The following is a 21,935-nucleotide window of genomic DNA, read 5'->3' on the forward strand; positions in this document are numbered from 1 at the left end:
GCAGACCGGATTATGTTACCGCTTTCCGGATGGCATCGGCAAGATAGCTGCCCCATACATGGCTTTTAATTAGCAATAACGGCGGCATGACGACAGTCTTGCCATAGAAAATGGCCGCTACCACCTTGCCGCCGTTCCGCTCGATTTCCTCCTTGTAGTCGGCCACGCTCTGTCCGGTTGTCAGCACGTCGTCTATAATAATGATTTCTTTCCCTGCGATATTTCCCGTGATACGGTAGTTCCGTTCGAGAATGCGGCTCTCGACGCCCTTGGCTTCATGCAGGCTATCGCGCGGTTCGAACACATCGACATCGTACAGTCCCGATGTCAGTTCCGGCCGCCGCTTGCCGATATACCAGTCGAGCCGGTTGAACCGCCGGACATACTTGAACCCGTCACTGCATGGCATGAACATTATGTGATAAGGCTTCCCGGCCGTTTGCAGGGCGGTCATGCACGCCTTGAAGAACTCGATGCCATGTATTTCCCCCTCTTTGAACCGATAGAGCGAACGGCAGAACGCCCGTTGTTCGTCGCCGAGCAGCGCATCGTATCGTGCCGGATAGTAATACCCGTAAAAGGCTATGTTTATGCCGCGCAGTTTGAACGGCTTGAGCGGCGGATGATCTTCGAAAAGGTTGGGGTGCGAGAAGCAGAACATGCGACAAGCGTCCCGATGGCCGGCCAGTACCGCCAGACGGCAGTATCTGCGAGCCGTGCGGCGGCAAACGCCGCTTTGCCGGCTTTTCGCCGCCAGTAACCGGCAATCCACCATAGCACACCGATAACGCCGAACAGTATCAGGAACAGCAGCCTTTCGTTCATCACGATACGGGTTGAGTGAGACGGGGCTGTTAAGCCAATACATCGTCCAGATGGGTGTAATTCAGAAGTTTGATTTCCCCGGCGGTATTTTCGAGCTTACCCGCATAGACCACCGCCTTGTCCAGTACGCTTTCTTTGACCCAGCCGTCCATCTGTTTCAATGCCTTTTCGAAATCCGCATGGTAGGTCATCGCCGACTTGATTTCGATACCGCATAGGCCCGAATGTTTCTTCAACAGCAAATCGACCTCGTTCTGGTTCGAATCCCTATAAAAATAGAGGTTGCTCTCCTTGCCTTGGTTATACCGCCGCTTCAAGGCTTCCGTTACGATGAAGTTCTCGAACAACGCCCCGCGCATCTTGTCCCGTGCGAGCTGTTCCGGTGATTCGATGCCGAGTAGATGGCAGGCAAGCCCCGTGTCCGTAAAATAGAGCTTGGGAGTTTTGGTCAGCCGCTTGCGTGTGTTCTCGAAATAGGGAGGCAGTAAGAAAACGATGTAGGATGCCTGCAAGACGGACAGCCATGCCGTAACGGTATGCGAACTGACACCGATCTCATTGGCCAGTTCGGAGGCTTTGAACAGCGAGCCGATACGCCCGGCGCAAAGCCGGATAAACGTGTGGAACTGCATCATATCCTTGATTTGCAATAGGTCTCGCACGTCTTTATCCAAGTAGGTTTTCATGTACGCCGGATAAAGGAATTTGGGTACGTTGCGGCCCGAATAAATGGCGGGGTAAAAGCCGTTGAACAACAGGTTGTCGAGAGGCGTATCGGTGGCCTGTTCCCGTATTTCGGAGTATGACAGAGGCAGTAACTCGAAAACGGCGGTACGTCCTGCCAACGACTGCGTAACCTTTTTCAGCATGGCAAACTGTGAACTGCCCGAAAGGATAAACCGCCGGTCGGCATCATCGTCCACCATACCCTGAATATACGACAGCAGGTTCGGTGCGTTGTGTACCTCGTCGAGAATCATGCCCTCCGTATGCTGGTTCAGAAAAGCGACCGGGTCGTTTTCGGCGAAACTCCGTACATCGAGGTTTTCCAACGAGTAATACGGCAGGTGCGAGAACAAGTTGCGGAGCAGCGTCGTCTTTCCGGACTGGCGCGGCCCTGTGACCGTGATGACCGAAAAATAGCGGTAAGCCTCTTCTATCACGGCGGACAGTTCTCTGTGGATATATTTTGTCTCCATATTGTTTTATGCAATTTTGAAATACAACTGCAAAATTACATAATTTGCGATGCGACGCAAATTTTTCCGGATGTTTTCTCACGTCCTATACCGGTTTTTCTATTCTACTCTATGCAGCTCTCCCTTTTTACATAATGCCGAGCAACTCGGACGAAACTCGTTCAATTCATTCTGTCGTGAAACACTCTTTCTTTATCATACTGTATATTTTGCAAACATCTGCTTCTTTTTGTGCCATACACTAACTTATCCCTGTTGTACGACTCAAGTTTGATCCGTTTGCCGGCAGGTCTGATTTTCTCTTTTCGTCGGCAAAGGTAGGACAAAGCGCATAACGCCAATCCACATTTCATTCGGATAACGAAAACAGACGGTTACACGGTCGGTTTTCTATCCGGGTTTGGCTGTTTATGCTCCGGCTTTATCCATTTCCTGCCTCAAAAAGCTGAAAAAACAGATCTGCGAAGCAAAGCGAAAGCAGGGAAAGAAAAAACAGCTTCAAAGTTTAATCACTAAAAACAAACTGTTATGATAGAAGAAATTAGACAAGGCGACAAAGTTGTATTGTCGAGCGAGGACGGCTTTTCCGTACCCATGATTTTTAACAACATCTGCGGTAAGAACTTTTCAGGGGAGAAATACCGCAATTATGTCAAGTATGTAGTCTATGACAGCATGGGGCTGAAACCGGGCATTGTCTCCTATTATCGGGACGGAGTTTTATACAAGAGCGGTACAATCCCGAAACTCTGAACGGACATGAACGGCGCAGTTTTGTCCCTACGAAAAGAACAAAGAAATGTAAAACCAAATTAAGAATTGACAGATATGGAAACAACAATTCACCCGGCAGAAACCTACCTTCGTAATACAGACAACCCTCCGTACTTGTACGTCCGTATCGAGGGAAAACGCAGGAAGTTGTTTATCAACCGGGATATGAATGTAATCGGTATCATCGCACCGAGAAAACGCAGGCAGGGCTATTATTTTTCAAACTGGACGGCCATAGAAAAAATCTATTACCCGACCACCGAAAAGGAAGAGACGGATATAAACCGAAAACTGGTTTTGAAGTACCAGAGACTCGCAAAGCTCGCCACGCACACCAACGACTGGCTTCGCAAAATCGCTTCCGCAGACCCCGAAAAGTTCCTCTATGAAAACCGCATGACTACGGGTACACGCATCGACGGCCAATGTATCCGGCTATCGACCATCGAAAAATATTGCGGCAGTATGAACATGCGCCTTTTCAGGGAAGCTCTGAAACAGCGCAAAAAGTTTTCTACCGGACGCTTTGACTTTTGCGGCTATGACGGCACGCTATGGTGCGAGCCACGCGAAAATGGCGATATGGCGGCAGGATTCAGCAAGGAATACAGGGGGTGTCTGAACGGTTACTACTACCTGCTTATCAACGACGAATACATGATCGGTTACGACATTGACTAACAGACCTTTCAGAACGAATCCGTATCGGCAAACGACCGGTACGGATTTTTTTGAATTTCGGTCTGCCGACAGCACGATGCCCGTTATAGCGACTTTCCCTTTTCTACACCCGTTCCGTCCTTATCCCCTTGTAACCGTTCCCATTACTCCAGAAGCAACGCTATTTTATTCGCAATCTCTTCGGAAGTCGGCAGCAGCTCCTTGTAGGCTTCGGGCAGTTCCGGCGACAGACTGTATGTGGCCACGCCGATAGGCATTGTCGAACTTTTCAAGGCATACTCCACGATCATACGGCTTTTCGACTTGCAGATGATGATACCGATAGCCGGGTTCTCATGGGGCAGTTTTACGGTGTCGTTCAGCACGTTCAGGTAAAATTCCATTTTGCCTTTATATTCCGGCTGGAACTCGCCGATTTTCAATTCTACCGCTATCATGGCCTGCAAACGCCTGTTATACAGCAATAAATCTATGAAATATTCCCTGTCGTCCACTTCTATCCGGTATTGGTTGCCCACAAAGGAGAAGTCGGGGCCGAACTCCATAAGGAACGCACGGATATTCTTTATGATCGCCTGCTCCAATTCGTATTCGGAATGCTCTTCCGAAAGCCCCACAAGGTCGAATGTGTATTCATCTTTCAACGCAAGCATGGCTTGGTTCTTTATCTTCTCCGGCAAGGTCAGGTCGAAGTTGCTTTGGCCGAGCAGATAGTTTTCGTAGGTCTTTGCCTCTATTTTGTTGATAAGGACATCTTTGGTCCAGCCGTATTTCTGGGTCGCCAAGATGTAAAACTGCCGCTGCTGCGTCTCTTTGCACTTGGTCAGGATAACGATGTGCTTCGACCAACTGATTTCTCCAACTAATGGTTGGAGAATTTCATTCGACTGGTATTCAGTATAAAAGCGTGCCATATCCCACATATTGGAAACACCGAAACCTTTTATTCCGGGAAACTCTTTCTGTATGTCCCGCGAAAGGTTTTCCACGACGGATTTTCCCCAACCCAATGCCGCTTGCTGTTCGGTAATCCGTTTGCCGATTTCCCAATATAAGGCGATCATTTCTTTGTTCACGGCCTTCAACGCCTCGTACTGTGCCGAGCGGATGCGGGAGGTAATCTCGTTTCTGAAATCGAGATATTCGGGGGATATGGTAAGACTATTCTTTACAGCCATGATTTATTTATTTTTTTCTGAAAATCAGTTGCAAAGATAGGATTTTCTTTCGATTGACCGCAAAAAATCCTTTGCCGAATCCCATCTGCACCGGATTTTCGCTCTGCCGACAGCATGATGCCCGTTATAGCGACTTTCCCTTTTCTACACCCGTTCCGTCCTTATCCCCTTGTAACCGTTCCCATTCTTTCCTCTTGTAGCGCTGACTCCGATCATTCGCTCTGTGCGGCCTGCGGAGATATATTTTTCCGCGAAGGTAATTGGCCGTTCCAATCTTGCCAATGCCGGCTGCCGCCGCGAGTGCTACGCAAAAATCTTCCTCTCCTTCGGTCGAGCGTATTTTTTCATATCAGCCTTGTCCGATTGTCCCTGCCACCTTCGGAATGCAGAAAAATAATCCCTGCGGCCGCAAACAAAGCGAACAAAGGGAGATAAAAAAAAGGTTGAATATGAATTACAACAAATTGAAGTCATTGGTGGCGAACGTGGGAGCCATCGAAACAGCAATGAAAATCCACGAACAAGGCAGGACGGCTACGAGTGAAGAAAAAGAGATATTATCTCGTTACTCCGGCTTCGGGGGTATCAAAGAAGTGCTGAACATCGGAACGGACAAACCCGTACCCGATGAACTGGCCGAACCGTTGGCACGTCTGCAAGAGGTGTTGAGAGCCGTTGCAGGCGATGAAGAAAACACCTATCGCTCGCTTTTGGAGAACATAAAAGCCTCCGTACTCACGGCTTTTTACACGCCGAAGTTCCTTATCGACACGGTGGCAAGGCAAATACACGCCACATTCAGGGAAAACGACCTGCAAATGCGCTCATTCCTCGAACCCAGTGCCGGGATAGGCGGATTTTTACCGGTAGCCATGCCCGAAACCCGCAGCTATGCCTTTGAAAAGGACAGTATCACGGGGCTTATCCTCGCTCTTCTGAACGATGATACAACCGCCCTGACAACCGGGTTCGAGACGATAGCCGACCAACAGTTGGAACACACGGCCTTTGATGTCATAGCCTCTAACATACCGTTCGGCAATTTTCGGGTGTTCGACGCCGAGCTGTGGAAAAAAGGCGGCCTATACGAGCAAGCCACCAAGACCATTCACAACTACTTTTTCGTCAAGGCAATGGAACTGCTGACCGAGGGCGGTCTGCTGGCTTTCGTTACGTCGAGAGGCATAGCCGACACCCCAAGCAACAAGTTCGTGCGCGAATACCTCGTGAACCATGCCGACCTCATAACGGCCTTACGCTTGCCCGATACGCTTTTCATGCCGACCAGCGGCATAGAGGTAGGCAGCGACCTCTTGATATTTCAGAAACACACTCGCAAAGCGGCTCTCTCACAACGGGAACGGGTGTTTCTGCAAGTCGCCAAGGAAAAGGCGGACACGACAGGAACGATGACCGAACACGCAAACAAACTGTTCTCCCTGCCGAAAACCGCACTGGCGACAGACAGCCGCATTGTCTTGAACCAATTCGGCAAATACGTGCGCAAATACCAGTGGCTCGGCGGCGAAAGTGCCATGACACAATACCTCGCCGCACTTCTGAAATACGACTTCGGACGCTATTTCCGAAAAGACCTTTTCGCAAATCACGGACAAGAAACGACACCTCGGCAAATGTCGCTTTTCGGCGGTGACGATATGAACCTTGTATCGGCCGACAGAGGCAGACGCGCCTACACGGACAAACTGGAAGCATGGATGAAGAACGGCGCAATGGTCGTCTTCGAGGGGCAGGTAGGCACGGTACAGTTCCGCAAGTCGAGCCACTACCGGGAGGTTGCCGTTGATTTCGTTCCGGTGGACGAGGGCAAGGTGAACATGGAACGGGCAAACGACTATTTTCCTATTCGCAAGGCGTACTTTGATTTGTCTATCAAAGAAAGGGAAGAACAAAAAGAGTACCCGAACCTGCGTGAACGGCTGAACACTTGTTACGACACGTTCACCCGCAAATGGGGCTGTTTCCACGAAAACGACAACAAGGAATTTATCATGCTCGACAGTCTCGGCGTGGAAGTCTTCACGATTGAAATGCAGCTCGGCAAGGACATCTTCAAGGCCGACATCATGCGCGAACCGGTAGCTTTCCGGAAGATAGACACGAACAAGAAACTTACGTCCGACGAAGCGCTGGCAAGCAGCCTGAACTTTTACGGCAAAGTCGATATGAACTATATCGGACAAGCAACGGGTAAGGGCGAGGAAGAAATCACCGGCGACCTCAAAGGCAAAATCTATTACAACCCTCTTGTCCGTGCATGGGAGCACAAAGGCAAGTTCATAGCGGGTAACGTCATAGCCAAATGCAAAGACATCGTTTCCTGCCTGACCGACCTTTCGGACAAGGAAAAAGCGTGGACGGAAACCTCTGTCAAAGCACTGGAAGAAGCTGTTCCCGAAGCGATCCCCTACGAAGAGCTTGATATTAACATGGGGGAAAGGTGGATAGACACGCAGCTGTATGCCGACTTCGCAGAAGAAATCTTCGGGGTGCAGGCAGAGGTGATGTACTTCGACGTGAACGATACCTATTTGGTGCGTTTGCAAGGATATTCCCCCATAGCCTACAATACCTACTCCATAGGCAACTACAACGGCGAGGATTTGTTTGTACACGCCCTGCACGATACCGTTCCGGAAATCACGAAGGAGATAGAGCGCAACGGGGAAAAGGTACGTGTGCCGGACGAGGAAGCTATACAAGAAGCCGCTACCAAAATACAGGAAATCAGAGACCGTTTCAACCAATGGCTCGACAATCGGCCTGCGGAAGTCAGGGACGAGCTGGTAAGAACCTATAACGAGCGTTTCAACTGTTATGTGCGTCCCGCCTATGACGGCTCGGCACAGACCTTTCCGGGATTATCCTTTGAACATTTCCCCTACGATGAACTGTACCCCTCGCAAAAGGACGCCGTTTGGATGATAAAGCAGAACGGCGGCGGTATCTGCTGGCACACCGTAGGCGCAGGCAAAACGATGGTTATGTGTGCGGCTGCTTACGAAATGAAACGCCTCGGACTGGTGCGGAAGCCGCTCATTATCGGATTGAAAGCCAACGTACACGAGATAGCCGACACGTTCCGCAAAGCCTATCCTTCGGCTAAGGTGCTTTATCCCGGTAAGGAAGATTTCACGCCTGCCAACCGCAAAGAGGTGTTCTCCAAGATAAAGAACAACAACTGGGATTGCATCATTCTGACGCACGACCAGTTCGCCAAGATTCCCCAGTCGTCGCAGACGATGTTCGAGATATTCTCCGAAGAACTCGCCGACGTGGAGCGCAGCCTCGAAGTGCTCGAACAGTCCACCATGCGCTACCGGAGCGGCAAAATGCAGAACGGACTTGAAAAGCGGAAGCAGAACCTCGAAGCCAAACTCTCCGAACTGCGAATGAAGATTGACAACCGCAAGGACGACACGGTGGATTTTCATACAATGGGTATCGACCATATTTTCGTGGACGAGTGCCATTATCCAAACAAAAATAAAATCCAAACTTAATTCTATAACTATTTGATAAACAGTTATAGGATTCCTTACTGATTCTGATTTTATTTCTTACTTGTCAATTTATTATTAACAAAAAATATATAACATGGATTTAAAAAATTAGAGAGATACCTACCCACTTCTTCTTTCCTATATGGAAACAGAGAGTTATTCCAAGCAATATATACAATATATTTAAAAAGACATCCTCTGGATTATAAATGAATCAATTCATTACACTTGGTAAAGCTATGAAAAAGCAGATTGGATCCATTTTCAAACTGTTACTCAAAACGATATCGGAAGCCAAGCTGGGCAGCCGAAGTGAGAGTGAATTCCGAACCAAGTTAAGGCTGCAGGGTATTGATGTTTTGTTCCGGCGAAACGACGAAGGACGGATTTATGGGACTACGTTTTTTGACCTTACCACCCATACTATACTGAACAGTTCCCGACTGGGTAAGGAGTATTCAGCCAACGTATTTAATGATTTGTATGGTGGAAAACAGGAACAAGTACAAGAGTCAATCAAAGAATCAACCAGGCACACATTATGAGAACAGCTATACTTCGGATAGTGTAACCGGAGGACTTTTTTCAATCCTTTAATCCCAAACCGGAGAACCACCCGAAAGAAGAAATGCCATTCCTGCGCTGAAAGAAAAAGCGCAAATATGGTAGGCTGATATAAAATAAATTAATTTATAAACAAGTAATATTTGTTTTCTGTCAAGTATTATAGTTATGTAAAATACTAAAAACCTGCCTGAGTAAGTTTATATTGCATAGTTGATTTCTTATCAAATTGTCGTAAGAATCTACTATTGTTCTTAGATATGTCTCATCGGAACAAGCTACATATTTTTCAGCTAAATGAAATGTGGCAAGATTATTCGTTGTTGAAAATAAGTGAATAAAGTCACATGCTGCAGATTCATTATTTTTACAATACTCTACAAATTCATATTTGTTGATTCTGTTAGAATATACTAATCTTTGATTTTGGCTAACAGGAAAGATGAAGTCTTCAAAAACTCTATTCTCATCTATGTTTGCCTCTAAAAAAGGACAATCTCCTAATAAACATGGGGTGGATGAGGGAATAATAAAACTGTTTTTAAATATTATTTCGTAATCATCTTTAAACCTAAATGGTTGAATCGACAAAAGAAGCCTTTTACTCTCTTGCGAAAGATCAGACTGGAAAAATTTTTCTAATTCAATATCTAATCTTTCCCCATCTGCCCTTAATCCTAAACCTAAGTCATCAACCGTAAAAGTTTCCTTTAAGTTCTCAAAAGATTCATCATATAGAGGATTCCTCCACTTAGTCAGATACGCTAAAAATATAAGATTTCTCAAAGTTTCTACTGCCATCTTTCCTGTTGTATCATTAATGGCATTGTTTAGATGAGGAGAAATAGTTGATTCTAAGTAAGCATATATTTTTTCAAGTGTATCTCCTTGATTTCCTAATGCATCAAAAAAAGTATTTCTATTCGCTTCAAAAAAAATATATTTAGGAGTTTTCTTCTCAAATTTTTTATATTGCTTATTATATACAGTTATTGTTCCATTCTCATCGCAAAACCCTTTTATATAAAACTGAGGTAAATAATGATGTCTCCACGATTCTTCCATATTGTATTTCAATTATCATTTTTATTAGTAAATGAATATTTGCTTAATTTCAAAATCAAGCAAAATAAAACAATAATTTTATCTGGTGTATAATCTTCTATTTGTAGAAGAGCATGTGCCACTTCATTCCTCAAATTCCAGCCGATTTTTTCAGACATTACATATTTAATCAGTGTGCGGTGATCTTCTTCAAAACCAATTGGCTTTTCGGGTGTGTTTTGCAAGTCTGCGATTATATCATCAAAGAGTTTTTCCATTATAACACTCCCTGTTTTTGTCCGTCTTGTGGCAAAAGTCGGTATGCCAAGTCTTTCAATAAAGAATCTTAACACTCCTTCTATTTTTAAAGTCAAGCTGTCAATAATAGTAACAAAATCACAGACATATTTTTCATCTTTCACCGCATTATTAAATTCTTCAAATATTCTTTTAATTCCCGGCTTTATAGTGTCTAATGGTATAACTATTTTTGTTGTTCCATTATAATTTCTTTCAATAGATTCATTTAACCATGTGTTTTCTAAGTATGATATAGTCGATTCATAAGTTAATCTTCCCGATTTTACAGCAGCTTTAAATAATTCAAACATTTTCATTGTTCCAAAACTAAAGTAATAGCTATATGTTGACCAGAATTTACCTTCATCAGGAGAGTAGGTTTTTATTGTATTACCACGCTCATCAATTATGGACAGAGGCAATGAATCAATTAACCCTCTCTCTACCGTTTCAGATAATGACCGAATAGATTCATCAGTTTCGTACCAAGGAGAGTTTGCAAATACATCCAATAAACCTTTTTCATTGTTCGTGTTTATTGTTTGTTCAATCGCTTTGTTTACTGCATCCGTATAGGTTTGAGGTAGCTGTGTGCTAACTTGATTTAAAGGGAATGAGCCTCTATTTTCAGAATATAATATTTCAAGTTCTTGTGTCTTGACTTCATCGTTAAGTTGCTTATATAATGCTAATGCTAACTCTATAAAATGAATAGAAGCCATATCGTTCTTTCGTTGGCTTGCAATTTTTTCGTATAATTCGGCTCTTTTACGAATAGAATCATCAATAGGTTGATTAATTTTCCGTTTTATTCTATCATTGATTATTAATGCATCAACAGCACTATAAGAATTTTCGTTTTCAATTATTTTAATTGCATAATCATTACGACTTACTACTTTTGAAAAATCTATATATTTTTTGAATATACTATAATTATCAGACATAAATGCTGAATATCTCAAAGGAACATATGTAGTATTAGTAGATTCAATATCCCAGTTTTGCTGTATTTCAAATAATAAATTTATAGCTTTTTCAAGTTGTGTTTCTAATTTGCAACTTGATGCTATTTTGAATGCCATAGTAAGAGTACTTAAAATGTATCCTATTTTTTGATAATCTCCCTTCTGAGCTTCATCATAATATTTTTCTGCTAATTTTTGTAGTTCACTGCTAAGTTGAGATTTAAAATCATTCCGCTTAGAAAAATCCGTCTTTTCTCCAAAGTACACCATTAACCCATATTCTGTCTTTGCATACAGATTTTTTGCTTCATTATAACGTTCTTCAAAATACTCAAAATCTTCCTGTGTATAATTTCTAACATCAGGCCAGTAAAAAGGGGCTTCTACACCATCTTGTAAAGTTTTGATACCTGATGCTTGCCAAGACAATCCTTTCGCTATTCCTTGTTCCTCATCATCAACATAGTCAAATGACTTCCTAACTGCAAAGACTTGGCGATCTAAATCTGCTTTTATAGCAATATCATTTAAGCCTGCATCAACAAGTTTTCTTATCACTTCTTGAAGTTCATCATTAATTTTATATGAATCGTTGTGCCCATAACTAGAAGTGTCTAATTTTTCGATATATTTTTCATAAGCATTTTGCTTTTTTTCTACCTTCTGTTCCATATTCTTGTTTCCTGATTTTGTATATTCATGTCTAGCCCCCTTTCTGGGAGAATTTATAAATCTTTTTCCTTTACGAGTTTTTCGGTCTCCTTTTCCCATTTAAACATTAAAAGATTAAGAAACAGTTTTGAAATGATTTAATAATTTATATTTAATTGTTAATCAGCTAATTAACAGGTGTTGTTTCGTAGCTTCAAGGTTGCGATAAAATAAGTTATGAGCAATTATCCAACCAACCTATCTGAAAACAGTGGCAAGTTATCAAAATATTGTGGAATCACAAAAAAGAAGCAAAAAAAAGTTCTCTCATTAGAGTTTAATATTTCAAGATATAACACAAACAATATTATACATAGCATAATAAGGGGATGTCAAAACTTTCATAGACTAAAAATCACCTTTGCCACAGATCGTTGTAGCGAAAGTGATTTTGTTAAAAGGGATGTTTTAGTACACTTTCTTATTGCCAAATAATACTAATTACTACATTATTATAAGTAGGATAAATACATTTTTCAAAAAGTTTAACACCTCGAATATCTTCATATGAGCTAAACCAATCGTTTGCATTGACAATTTCAGCATCCTCACATGTGATTCCATTAATGAAATAGTCACCAGCTACTGTAAGTGGTGGCAATTTTTTAGAAGAATGTTCTTTAAAATATTTGTAAGGAAAATCGTGAGAACACCAATGGTATTTGATTTTGTTATTTTCTGAATAAACTACCATTATTGGATAATTGCCAATTTCAACAAATTTGAAAAGAGTAGCAGATAAACTTGTTCCAAATTCTTTTGATAAAGATTCTATGACAGAAAAATCGAATTTTCTTTTGTGAACGAATTGCAAAAATCGCTTAGGTGGCATTAACAGATTCGAAGCAAAACAATCAGCTTCGTATTCTATGATATTCTTAGGCAATAATCTATGATATGATTTATGTAATGATTTTCCCTTTTTTAATGCATTCCTATGTTCATCTATAAAAAAATGACCTAATTCATGAGCAAAAGAGAACCTGAGTCTTGTATTGTCTTGATATAGGATATTTTGCTTGTTTAAGTAAATATGAAATTCTCCGGCATCATGTTCCAAAACCCCGTCGAAATAGGTTCCATATTCCCCATAATTATAAGTAATTCCTGATCGTGTAGCTATTATTTCAGGCATAATCATTCCTTTGGGGCAAAAGTCGTCAGCAACAAATTCAGCTAACTCAATAAGCTCATTTTTTCTAACATTACTAATTTCCATTTTGCCTTTTCTTTGCTTCCTCCTTGTCCTGTTTCATCTTTTCCAATATATCACTGGGAATATCTTTGCCATCTCTAGCTGCTATAGCCCAATTCATATCACCTTCTGAATTGTCAAAGACTTTTAGACTTTTCTTTATAATTCTACGTTGAGATTTAAACACAAAATCAGGGGAATTGAGACATTCTGGAATAGGGATTTGATCCATATCTTTTTCAAATATAGATATTTGTTCATCTGTTTCTGGAAATAAATATCCACAAGATTTTAGTGCATTATCAAGATACACCTCAAAATCTACCTCTTGTATATTAATTTTCTTTTTCATAATCATGTGAATTTACGATTTTAGAAGATGGGTGTTATGCAATATATGGGTCTTTACTTTTTCCAATGTTCTTTGTTTTATTTTTCTCAAGTTGACACTAGTAGTTCCATATCTTTCGCATAAGAGTTTTGTAACCTCATCTGGAAGGTGTTTATTGCCATCTTGATACATCATATATGTAAGTAAGACATCTCTTTCTCTTTCAGATAAAGTTTGTAAAGCTTCATTGAGTGCCTTCTTTTCCGGAGTCTCAATGTTAGTATCATCTTTAATATCTGGGACTACTAAATTATCATCTAGGGGAACAAAAGTTTTTTCTCCAATCCTTTTTTCTTTTAGCACATCGAGCAGGTCAAACATTTCATGCTTTGCAATATTTGACATCCAAGTAGTAACCTTGCTTTTTGATGCATTATAGGTATGAGAATTTTGATAAACAGCCATCATTGTATTCATAAATACATCTTTTGCTAACTCTTCATCATTTTGACATACCTTATAACATAGGCTCCATAGAAAATCTTTATATCTATCATAGAATATTCTAAAGGCTGCTTGAGCCTCCATCTCATTTTCTTCTCGGAATGACATCATTACAAACAAATCTTCATCCGAGTATGAAATATATGTTTGTTCCTTATTTTGTAAAATATCCATTTGTTACCAGTCTATTTAATATACCTATAAGCGTGACGCATTGCAGTAAAATGCTATTTCCCGCAAATTTATAAAAAATGTCACGCTTTACAGTATAATAGTTGAATTAAATTGAGAATGATTATGAATTTAAATGACGGGGCGCCAAACGCACAGCAATCAAGAGTTCCCTTGAAGTTTGTTATTGAAGGGAAAGAGTTTGAGACTTTTGACCAGTACAAAACCGGTGCAGAGTTAAAACAATTGGTAGGTATTCCTTTGGATACAGAGTTATTTTTGTCTATCAGCAGGCCATACAACGATGAACTGATAGAAAATGAAGTTCGAGTAAACCTGGCAAGACCAGAAACGGAGTATTTCTTTGTGAAGAAGAAATTACATTTTACCATTAACGGTGTTCACTACACTTGGTACAAACAATTTATTCGCGGTATTCAGATTCGGGAACTAGGTAACATACCTCGTGAAGATGAACTTTATTTGGATTTACCAGATGGTTGGAAAGACGATTTTATCGAAGATGATGAAATTGTTGATTTAGCGCGTCCAGGCGTGGAACATTTTATTAGTCGTGCTAAAATTCAAGGTGTTGAAATCATTGTAAATCAGTCGAGAAAGAAGTACGATAAACCCCAAATTAGTTTTGAGGAGGTTGTCAGATTGGCAAATGGAAGCTATGACCCAAATAGGGGCTATACAGTGAAATATTCCGATGGACCAAAAGAAAACCCTAAAGGTTTGATGTCCAAAGGAACGGAAGTTTTTGTCAAACATAATATGAATTTCAATGTCAGAAGCAATCATCAATCGTAGTCCAGACCTGATAAAACTTCAAAGCGAAGATTATAGGATTGAAATATGTAGTGGATACTTAATTGTCCACTACATACCTTATCTCAATAAAAACAAGGAAATTAAATCAGGTACCCTTGTTATGGCATTGGCTAATTCAGGGAATATCACAATCAAGCCCAAAGATCATACTGCATATTTCATTGGAGAGCAGCCTTGTAATATTGATGGCAGTTTTGTTACTTCATTAGTAAATTCTCCCCAAAAACAAAATCTTTACGCAAATGTCGTCTCTGATTTTTATCTTTCGTGTCATCCTGATGATCGGGTTTATGCTGACTATTATGATAAAGTTACAACATACTATAACATAATCTCTTCACCTGCAATAAATTTAGATTCAGAAGCGTGTCGTCAGTTGAAAAAGCCATTGATTGTCAAAAATGAAGATAGCCCATTGGTTTATACCGATACCAATGCAAGCCATTCTAATACAGCCTGTTTTAATGACAAGTTTTATCCGCTGAAAATTGCTATCATTGGAGCAGGAGGTACTGGCTCTTACATACTTGATTTTGTTTCTAAAACACCAGTTTCCGAAATACATTTATTTGATGCTGATTTATTTAATACACACAATGCATTTCGAGCACCTGGTGCTGCTTCTGTTGAAGAATTGGAACAACAACTTTTTAAGGTTGAGTATCTGTATAAAAAATACAGTCAAATTCACAAAGGAATTATTCCTCATAAAGAATATATTACACAAGATAATATAACCTCTTTAAAAAGTATGAGTTACGTTTTTTTGTGTATAGACAAAGTGAGTGTTCGTAATACAATAGCAGGATACCTCATTGATAACGAAATTCCCTTCATCAACTCAGGTCTAGGTATAGGTTTATCTAACTGTACATTAGATGGGATGGTGGAAATTACAGCTGCTTACAAGGATCATTATTCGCATATTAAAGAAGTGTTTAGCGGTAATGATGTTAAAGATGATGATATGTATGCAAGCAACATTCAAATAGCCGAATTAAATGCGATGGCTGCAATATATTCTATCATTAAATGGAAAAAAATGTTAGGATTTTACTGCGATACAAAGCAAGAGGTTCGTTCTGTTTACTCCATAAACGATAATGATATATACAATGGAAAAGATTGATAATTACGAAATTCAGTTTGTGGGTTATATGCCTGACGAATTTAAGCAAGGGGTATTGTATATTTCGATGCGGGGTAAGATTGTAATCCATTTATGCGCTTGTGGCTGTGGCGAAAAAGTTGTAACACCAATATCTCCCGACGATTGGAAATTAACATTTGACGGGGAAACCATTTCCCTCTATCCTTCCATTGGAAATTGGGATTTCCCTTGCAGATCACACTATTTTATTCGGAATAATCGAAGTGTATTTGTTGAAGATTGGGAAGAAAAACAAATATCAAAAAAGAAGAAAAAATCCAAGAAAAGTTTTTTTCGATTTTGGGAGAAATGAACGATAAGATTCAGACTGTTGTAACAAAAACACTAAAAGAAAGGGCGTGTTAAAACTAACATGACCGCTCTAAAAAATTACAGATTGTAACTAACAAACATAAAAAAGCCGTATCAAACTCTATTTTTGAGTAATGATATGGCTCTTTTCATTGCTGATAAGGATAGTCAAGTTTTAGATTAAAAGTTCGTCCTCTCTAAAATTGAGTTTTACATATTCCTCCTCTTGTGAATTGGGAAATTTGCAACTATGTTTTTCTATCAATTATTCCCTTGAAACCCAAAAATGTAGCTAAATTGTCAGATTCAGATTTCCATTTTTTCGATATATTTTTCTGCGATAAATCCAAACTTTCGGATTTGAGCCACATGTTCAAAAATCTCATGTTTCAGACACGCCACACGAGAGTAGCCGGAATAGGCAACACGCAAGGCTCGCAAAGGGCGATGAACCTGCTTTTCGCCATTCGGGACATTCAGCACCGCACGGGCAAGGATTTGGGGGCTACGTTCTTGTCGGGTACGGTTGTGGTAAATGCGCTGACCGAGCTGTATGTCATGTTCAAATACCTGCGTCCGCAGGAACTCCGGCGGCAACGGATCAGTTGTTTCGACGCATGGGCGGCCATATTCACGAAAAAGACCTCCGACTATGAGTTGAGCGTAACGGGAGAGGTAAAACGCAAAGAACGTTTCCGAACCTACATCAAAGTCCCGGAACTGGCGATGTTCCTGCGGGAGATTACCGACTATCGTACCGCCAAGATGATAAACCTCGACATACCGAAAGAGAACGTGCGCTTCCTTTCCCTCGAACCTACGGCACAGCAAAAAGATATGATCGAGCGTCTTGTCTCCTTTGCACATAGCGGAAAATGGGAAGACCTCGGTCTCGATATGCCGCAACCGGATAATCTCGACAAGGCGAAAATGCTTGTCGCCACCAACATATCCCGCAAGATGTCCCTCGATATGCGGCTGTTGGGCGAACGGTTCGGCGACGACGGGAACAATAAGGCTTCCGTTTGTGCAAGGACGGTTTACGACTACTACATGCGCTCGAACGCCAACCGGGGCACACAGTTCGTCTTCTGCGACCTTTCCACATATAAATCGGGCGAGTGGAACATCTATGCCGACATCAAGGACAAACTGGTACGGCTCGGCATTCCGGCTGATGAAATACAGTTCATTCAGTGCGCCACCACCGAACGGGCGAGAAAAAGGCTGTTCGAGGACATGAACCAAGGTCGGGTGCGTGTGCTTTTCGGCTCGACGAGCATGTTAGGTACGGGGGTAAACGCGCAGCAGAGAGCCGTTGCGGTGCATCATCTTGAAATACCTTGGCGTCCTGCCGACATGGAACAGCGCAACGGGCGGGCGGTACGCAAGGGCAATACGGTGAAGCACTGGGGCGGCAATGTGGTGGACGTGGTGGTTTACGGCACGGAAAAGACACTCGACGCCTACAAGTTCAATCTGTTAAAGAACAAGCAAATGTTCATCAACCAAATCAATGACGGTACGATTGCCGTGCGCCGTATCGACGAGGACTGCATGGACGAGAACAGCGGAATGAATTTCGCCGAGTTCGTGGCCGTTCTGTCGGGAAATACAGACCTGCTCGAAAAGACGAAACTCGATAACAAGATTATGCAGTTGGAACGTGAACACGCCATTTTCAAGAAAGAGCGTATCAGAGCCGAGTACAAGTTAACCGCCAATCGGGAAGAAATGGAAAAGGCAAGCCGCATGGCGGCGCGTATGACGCAGGACATGGAATACATCACCTCGTACACGGGCAATCGGACGACTTTACTCCTGAACATGCCGCAGGCCACAGCCGAAGAGACCGGACGGGAACTGCACCGCATAGCCAAGACCTACCGCAGCGGAGCATACGGCACGATAGGCTCTTATGCAGGGCTTAATCTGCTGGTGCGTAGCGAATATACCATTGACGGCATATTCGACCGTAACACGTTCTTCGTAGAGGGAACGGACGGATTGAAATACCGTTGCGGCATGTCGGGCGCACTCCCTTTGGGATTTGTCGAATCGGCACAATATCCGCAAAATACGCTGAAAAGGCTGTCCGTACTGATAGAGGGACAGCAGGAGAAAATCGCAAAACTGGAAAGCGAGGTACCGGCCTTGCAGGGTATCATAGACCGAAACTGGAACAAAGCCGACGAATTGGCGAAACTCAAACTGGACTGCAAGGAGTTGCAGCGGAAGATCGATGAAAGTCTCAAAAAGGCGGAACAAACGCAGACTGCACTTTCCGGACACGAGAACATCGAACAGGCCGCCTGACCATAATTCAATTCATATATCAATCCTTCCCCTCTGCTCGGTTGCGACAACCCGGCAGGGGGATTTTTTTACGCCGCGTTAAAATCCAATCCCGCGAGGAACGCCTTTTTAACGAATACTTTCACAAGTATTTCACCCCTTTTGAAAACTGCGGTTTCCCCTTTATACCGCTCGGTGCGATGTCTGTGCCGCAGCCCGCCCTACATTGCAAGGTACGGGAAGGCCGTGCCGGAACAACGGCAGCCCGCTTCGTGTCGCTACATGCCGGAGCTTCGACTTGTCGAAATAACACGGTATTCTGCGCCATGAGGCAGTCTGCCTGATGTTGTTACGGCACTTTCCGCCTTCTTTCCGTAGTCTTTTCTTTTCGGGCCGGCCGCGTCATGGGCAAACGGTGACATCTTCTGCTTTGCGTCGTGCTGTCGGAACTCCGGCACGATGCAAGGCAGAAAAAGTCCCCCCGATGTTTGCCTCGGCAGGCCATTGCTCTCGCTGTCCGGGCCGTATTCTCCCTTTGTAGCTGTATTTCTCTTTTTTATCTCCGGCACGCCGGCCTTCCCGTTCTAACCGGCATATCTGCTGCTTTCTTCGGGTACTTCCTGCCATCACCGATTTTGTTTTTTGGACGCAAAGGTCGGCCGTCGCGCTTGATTCGGCGGCTTGAAGTGAATTTTTTGCAAATTCTTCCTCCATTCGGAGCGTAATTGGCAAAAAAAGCCGTCGTATGAAGCTCTACCGACAGCCGTGTACCGCATCCATAAAACCCAAAAACGGTTCAGGCAGAAAAGAACCGAGATAAGGGAAAAGAAAAAAAACGATTAACAACATACAGAAATATGGACAAAATCAAATTGGTAGTTTACAACGAGTACGCATTGGGTTATATCATGCCCGAACAACCCGACAAAGTTTGCACATTGGTAGATAGGATAACGCTCGGCGCACCCTTTCGGGTAATGAACGAACCCTACTTCATCGGAGCGAGAGATACCGTCAGACTGGCAAGCAGGAAAGACTTCGACACGTTCCGGCTATCGTTCGAGGGGTACGACAATCCGCAGATGTACGAATTTGACCCGACACACTGACAAATAAAAGAACTTTATATAAAAATCAATTACAAACCTTTAAGATTAAATGAATTATGGCAACAGAAAAATTTCAAACAGTAGCAGAGAACAACATCGTAGCGGTAGCATTGGCAAATGTTCAACCAAGTAACTACAACCCTCGCAAGTATTTTGACGAGACAAGCCTTGCCGAGTTAGCCGAAAGTATTCGTCAGCAGGGGGTGATACAGCCTATCGGAGTGCGCCCCGTTGCGGACACAGACCGCTTCGAAATCGTTTTCGGAGAACGCCGTTACCGTGCCTCCCTCATGGCAGGGTTGGAAGAAATTCCGGCTGTCGTTCTGAACGTCTCGGACGAGACCGCCGAAGAAATGGCAATAACAGAGAACCTGCAACGTCAAGACGTTACCCCTATGGAAGAAGCGAATGCCTATCAAAAACTCATGGAGAGTGGTCGCTATGATGTGCAGTCGTTGGCCGTACAATTCGGCAAGAGCGAAAGCTATATCCGCACACGTCTTAAATTCGCTTCCTTGATACCCGAAATCGCTCTGCTGTTGGAGCAGGACGAGTTGACCGTCAGCGTGGCAGCGGAAATCTGCCGTTACGGAGAGGACATTCAACGGGAAGTGTACATAAAACATCTGAAAGAAGAAAGTATGTTGTACAGTAGTTGGCGAGGACTGAAAGCCGCCGAGGTAGCGAAGTATATCGAACGAGACTATACGACCGACTTGGAACGTTACGCATTCGACAAGACCCTTTGTCTGTCATGTCCCCACAATACCAACAACATGACCTTGTTCTGCGAGGGTGATTGCGGAAAATGCGCCAACCGAAGCTGTCTGGCCGAAATGAACGCTTCATACCTTGTAGAGAAAGCCTTGCAGTTCGTAGAGCAATACCCCTCCGTATCGTTGGGCTATCAAGATTTCAACAATAACATGGTTGTAGTGGAACGCCTGAAAGCGATGGGGTACGAGGTCGAACACCTCAATACCTACGCAACGGCATATCCCGAAGTGCCGGTAGCACCCGAAAAAGAGGAATACGACACTATCGAGGAATACGAGCAAGCGCATGAGGAATACGAGCAGGATTTCAGCAAATATATGGAAAAATGTAGGTCAATCCATGAACGAATCGACACGGGCGAACTCACGTTTTATATCTGTATCGGGCAGAAAGAAATTAAGCTGTGCTATAAGGCAAGTGCCGCCGATACGGACGAAACGACCGAAAAACCGCTTTCTCCGGTGGAAAAATTGGAAAAGCAGGACAAACGAAACAAGGAAATCGCCCTCGAAAAGACCGTAGAGGACACCAAGAAACAGATTTTGGACGTCGATATGTCCGAAAGCAAATTCACGCAGGACGAGGAAAAGATGATATATTTCTTCCTGCTGTCGTCTCTCCGCAAGGAACACTTCGGGATATTTGGCATCGGGGAGAAAGAAACCTACCAACATCTTACAGACGAAGAAAAGATGGACATCATCGCCAACCTCACGGCCAAGCAGAAAGCCGTTATCCGCAGGGATTTTCTGATTGCCAATTTCAAAGGTGCAAACGGCAGTAACGCCGCCGCCACTCTCTTGCTTGACTTTGCACGGAAGCACATGCCCGATACGCTCGCCGGAATTGAAAGTGAATACAATGAGGTGTATGAGAAACGCCATAAACGTATCGAGGAACGCAAAGCCGTGCTGTTGGTAAAGGAACAGCAGCAGAAGCAGGCAGAAGCCGCCGAGACCGAAAATACACAGTCCACAGCAGAGGCGCAACCCGAAGCACTGCCACACCCCGAAGAAGTGGCTGCCTGACCGTAATTCATAATTCAAGAGCAGGACGGAGCAATCCGTTCCGCTCTTTTCCTTACGGACGTGCAACGCCGGGACACCCGTTTTACTTCCTCCGAGACCTTTTGTACCCCGGCCTTTTATAATCCGCTGTTCTCTCCTTATCCTTTTATACCTCTGCGAATCTCACCCTTTCTACCGGTTTCATTCTCCCTATTATACTTGGAATTGCTTCGACTAAGGCTGCTTGCCGTCAGGACTTGCTTTTTCCTGTGCAAAGGTATTGCCCCGGAAAAGCATTCAAGTACCGCTATTGCTATTTGAACGTAATTTTCCAGTGGCTTTCCCGATTTTCAATCGGTCATATTTCGCTGCCGCTCAAACCGCTACTATAAAATTCCGCCCAAATTCCTTGTCTGGTTTTCCTTAAAGGCAATTTCTGAATGCACGTAAAAATCAAATCCCGACGGAAGAAGCCTGAT

The 21,935-nt window shown here is 43.2% G+C and carries 17 protein-coding genes and 2 pseudogenes; 10 read left to right on the top strand and 9 right to left on the bottom strand.

Features of this window, described 5'->3' with window-relative positions:
* Positions 1–10: 10 nt before the first annotated feature.
* Together NQ564_RS00945 and NQ564_RS00950 are read right to left on the bottom strand one after the other, a co-directional pair.
* Positions 11–825 (bottom strand): annotated as a pseudogene (locus NQ564_RS00945) (orotate phosphoribosyltransferase).
* A gap of 29 nt (positions 826–854) precedes the next feature.
* On the bottom strand, positions 855–2,024 hold the full coding sequence (locus NQ564_RS00950; RefSeq protein WP_129649701.1) for an ATP-binding protein: 1,170 nt from the start codon (positions 2,022–2,024) through the stop codon (positions 855–857).
* A gap of 528 nt (positions 2,025–2,552) precedes the next feature.
* Between NQ564_RS00950 and NQ564_RS00955 the strand changes: the two genes are divergently transcribed.
* Together NQ564_RS00955 and NQ564_RS00960 are read left to right on the top strand one after the other, a co-directional pair.
* Complete coding sequence (locus NQ564_RS00955) at positions 2,553–2,777, top strand: DUF7688 family protein (protein WP_008152024.1); 225 nt, start codon at positions 2,553–2,555, stop codon at positions 2,775–2,777.
* 75 nt (positions 2,778–2,852) lie between these two features.
* Positions 2,853–3,479: a hypothetical protein gene (locus NQ564_RS00960; protein ID WP_008152023.1), complete on the top strand. Its 627-nt coding sequence runs from the start codon at positions 2,853–2,855 to the stop codon at positions 3,477–3,479.
* A gap of 143 nt (positions 3,480–3,622) precedes the next feature.
* Here the strand turns inward: NQ564_RS00960 and NQ564_RS00965 are convergent, their stop codons facing one another.
* Positions 3,623–4,657 (bottom strand): PDDEXK nuclease domain-containing protein, encoded by a 1,035-nt coding sequence (locus NQ564_RS00965; RefSeq protein WP_008152022.1) that lies wholly within the window; start codon positions 4,655–4,657, stop codon positions 3,623–3,625.
* A gap of 449 nt (positions 4,658–5,106) precedes the next feature.
* Here NQ564_RS00965 and NQ564_RS00970 point away from each other — a divergent pair, with 449 nt between their 5' ends.
* Positions 5,107–8,181 (top strand): N-6 DNA methylase, encoded by a 3,075-nt coding sequence (locus NQ564_RS00970; RefSeq protein ID WP_081450251.1) that lies wholly within the window; start codon positions 5,107–5,109, stop codon positions 8,179–8,181.
* A gap of 717 nt (positions 8,182–8,898) precedes the next feature.
* On the opposite strand, the gene NQ564_RS00975 is transcribed toward NQ564_RS00970, so the two are convergent.
* The 5 genes from NQ564_RS00975 to NQ564_RS00995 form a co-directional block, all read right to left on the bottom strand.
* The gene (locus tag NQ564_RS00975) at positions 8,899–9,810 is read right to left on the bottom strand and encodes a DUF4238 domain-containing protein (RefSeq protein ID WP_008152018.1); all 912 of its coding nucleotides are present in this window, start codon (positions 9,808–9,810) and stop codon (positions 8,899–8,901) included.
* Positions 9,811–9,818: 8 nt separating this feature from the next.
* Entirely contained in the window at positions 9,819–11,828 is a 2,010-nt protein-coding gene (locus NQ564_RS00980) for a DUF4209 domain-containing protein (protein WP_008152017.1), read from the bottom strand.
* 361 nt (positions 11,829–12,189) lie between these two features.
* Positions 12,190–12,987, bottom strand: a complete 798-nt coding sequence (locus tag NQ564_RS00985; protein ID WP_008152016.1) for an ImmA/IrrE family metallo-endopeptidase — start codon at positions 12,985–12,987, stop codon at positions 12,190–12,192.
* Positions 12,977–13,315, bottom strand: coding sequence for a hypothetical protein (locus NQ564_RS00990; protein WP_129649703.1), 339 nt, complete (start codon positions 13,313–13,315; stop codon positions 12,977–12,979). Before NQ564_RS00990 ends, NQ564_RS00985 begins: the two co-directional genes overlap by 11 nt.
* Positions 13,316–13,327: 12 nt before the next feature.
* Complete coding sequence (locus NQ564_RS00995; RefSeq protein ID WP_008152013.1) at positions 13,328–13,972, bottom strand: RNA polymerase sigma factor; 645 nt, start codon at positions 13,970–13,972, stop codon at positions 13,328–13,330.
* A gap of 123 nt (positions 13,973–14,095) precedes the next feature.
* On the opposite strand from NQ564_RS00995, the gene NQ564_RS01000 reads away from it, so the two are divergent.
* The 5 genes and pseudogenes from NQ564_RS01000 to NQ564_RS01020 all read left to right on the top strand — a co-directional run bounded on the left by NQ564_RS01000 (position 14,096) and on the right by NQ564_RS01020 (position 18,907).
* Positions 14,096–14,785: a multiubiquitin domain-containing protein gene (locus NQ564_RS01000; RefSeq protein WP_207212133.1), complete on the top strand. Its 690-nt coding sequence runs from the start codon at positions 14,096–14,098 to the stop codon at positions 14,783–14,785.
* On the top strand, positions 14,760–15,935 hold the full coding sequence (locus NQ564_RS01005; RefSeq protein ID WP_008152009.1) for a ThiF family adenylyltransferase: 1,176 nt from the start codon (positions 14,760–14,762) through the stop codon (positions 15,933–15,935). Before NQ564_RS01000 ends, NQ564_RS01005 begins: the two co-directional genes overlap by 26 nt.
* Positions 15,922–16,269, top strand: coding sequence for a DUF6527 family protein (locus NQ564_RS01010; protein ID WP_008152007.1), 348 nt, complete (start codon positions 15,922–15,924; stop codon positions 16,267–16,269). Before NQ564_RS01005 ends, NQ564_RS01010 begins: the two co-directional genes overlap by 14 nt.
* Before the next feature lie 356 nt (positions 16,270–16,625).
* Positions 16,626–18,584, top strand: a pseudogene (locus NQ564_RS01015) (helicase-related protein); the annotation flags it as partial.
* A 179-nt stretch (positions 18,585–18,763) separates the two neighbouring features.
* Positions 18,764–18,907: a hypothetical protein gene (locus NQ564_RS01020; protein ID WP_157632070.1), complete on the top strand. Its 144-nt coding sequence runs from the start codon at positions 18,764–18,766 to the stop codon at positions 18,905–18,907.
* A 58-nt stretch (positions 18,908–18,965) separates the two neighbouring features.
* On the opposite strand, the gene NQ564_RS01025 is transcribed toward NQ564_RS01020, so the two are convergent.
* On the bottom strand, positions 18,966–19,277 hold the full coding sequence (locus tag NQ564_RS01025; protein WP_008152000.1) for a hypothetical protein: 312 nt from the start codon (positions 19,275–19,277) through the stop codon (positions 18,966–18,968).
* A 143-nt stretch (positions 19,278–19,420) separates the two neighbouring features.
* Here NQ564_RS01025 and NQ564_RS01030 point away from each other — a divergent pair, with 143 nt between their 5' ends.
* On the top strand, positions 19,421–19,672 hold the full coding sequence (locus NQ564_RS01030; protein ID WP_008151997.1) for a hypothetical protein: 252 nt from the start codon (positions 19,421–19,423) through the stop codon (positions 19,670–19,672).
* A gap of 56 nt (positions 19,673–19,728) precedes the next feature.
* Positions 19,729–21,477 (top strand): ParB/RepB/Spo0J family partition protein, encoded by a 1,749-nt coding sequence (locus NQ564_RS01035; protein ID WP_008151995.1) that lies wholly within the window; start codon positions 19,729–19,731, stop codon positions 21,475–21,477.
* The last annotated feature ends 458 nt before the right edge of the window (positions 21,478–21,935 follow it).

This window comes from Parabacteroides johnsonii DSM 18315, from assembly GCF_025151045.1.
Classification (GTDB): Bacteria; Bacteroidota; Bacteroidia; order Bacteroidales; family Tannerellaceae; genus Parabacteroides; species Parabacteroides johnsonii.

Bases quoted from the DNA above. Each gene is read 5' to 3' on its own strand.
- NQ564_RS00950 (WP_129649701.1), bottom strand. From the start codon at position 2,024: ATGGAGACAAAATATATCCACAGAGAACTGTCCGCCGTGATAGAAGAG.
- NQ564_RS01000 (WP_207212133.1), top strand. From the start codon at position 14,096: ATGAATTTAAATGACGGGGCGCCAAACGCACAGCAATCAAGAGTTCCC.
- NQ564_RS00960 (WP_008152023.1), top strand. From the start codon at position 2,853: ATGGAAACAACAATTCACCCGGCAGAAACCTACCTTCGTAATACAGAC.
- NQ564_RS01030 (WP_008151997.1), top strand. From the start codon at position 19,421: ATGGACAAAATCAAATTGGTAGTTTACAACGAGTACGCATTGGGTTAT.
- NQ564_RS00980 (WP_008152017.1), bottom strand. From the start codon at position 11,828: ATGGGAAAAGGAGACCGAAAAACTCGTAAAGGAAAAAGATTTATAAAT.
- NQ564_RS01020 (WP_157632070.1), top strand. From the start codon at position 18,764: ATGTCTGTGCCGCAGCCCGCCCTACATTGCAAGGTACGGGAAGGCCGT.
- NQ564_RS00975 (WP_008152018.1), bottom strand. From the start codon at position 9,810: ATGGAAGAATCGTGGAGACATCATTATTTACCTCAGTTTTATATAAAA.
- NQ564_RS01035 (WP_008151995.1), top strand. From the start codon at position 19,729: ATGGCAACAGAAAAATTTCAAACAGTAGCAGAGAACAACATCGTAGCG.
- NQ564_RS00990 (WP_129649703.1), bottom strand. From the start codon at position 13,315: ATGAAAAAGAAAATTAATATACAAGAGGTAGATTTTGAGGTGTATCTT.
- NQ564_RS00965 (WP_008152022.1), bottom strand. From the start codon at position 4,657: ATGGCTGTAAAGAATAGTCTTACCATATCCCCCGAATATCTCGATTTC.
- NQ564_RS01010 (WP_008152007.1), top strand. From the start codon at position 15,922: ATGGAAAAGATTGATAATTACGAAATTCAGTTTGTGGGTTATATGCCT.
- NQ564_RS00985 (WP_008152016.1), bottom strand. From the start codon at position 12,987: ATGGAAATTAGTAATGTTAGAAAAAATGAGCTTATTGAGTTAGCTGAA.
- NQ564_RS00970 (WP_081450251.1), top strand. From the start codon at position 5,107: ATGAATTACAACAAATTGAAGTCATTGGTGGCGAACGTGGGAGCCATC.
- NQ564_RS01005 (WP_008152009.1), top strand. From the start codon at position 14,760: ATGTCAGAAGCAATCATCAATCGTAGTCCAGACCTGATAAAACTTCAA.
- NQ564_RS00995 (WP_008152013.1), bottom strand. From the start codon at position 13,972: ATGGATATTTTACAAAATAAGGAACAAACATATATTTCATACTCGGAT.
- NQ564_RS01025 (WP_008152000.1), bottom strand. From the start codon at position 19,277: ATGGAGGAAGAATTTGCAAAAAATTCACTTCAAGCCGCCGAATCAAGC.
- NQ564_RS00955 (WP_008152024.1), top strand. From the start codon at position 2,553: ATGATAGAAGAAATTAGACAAGGCGACAAAGTTGTATTGTCGAGCGAG.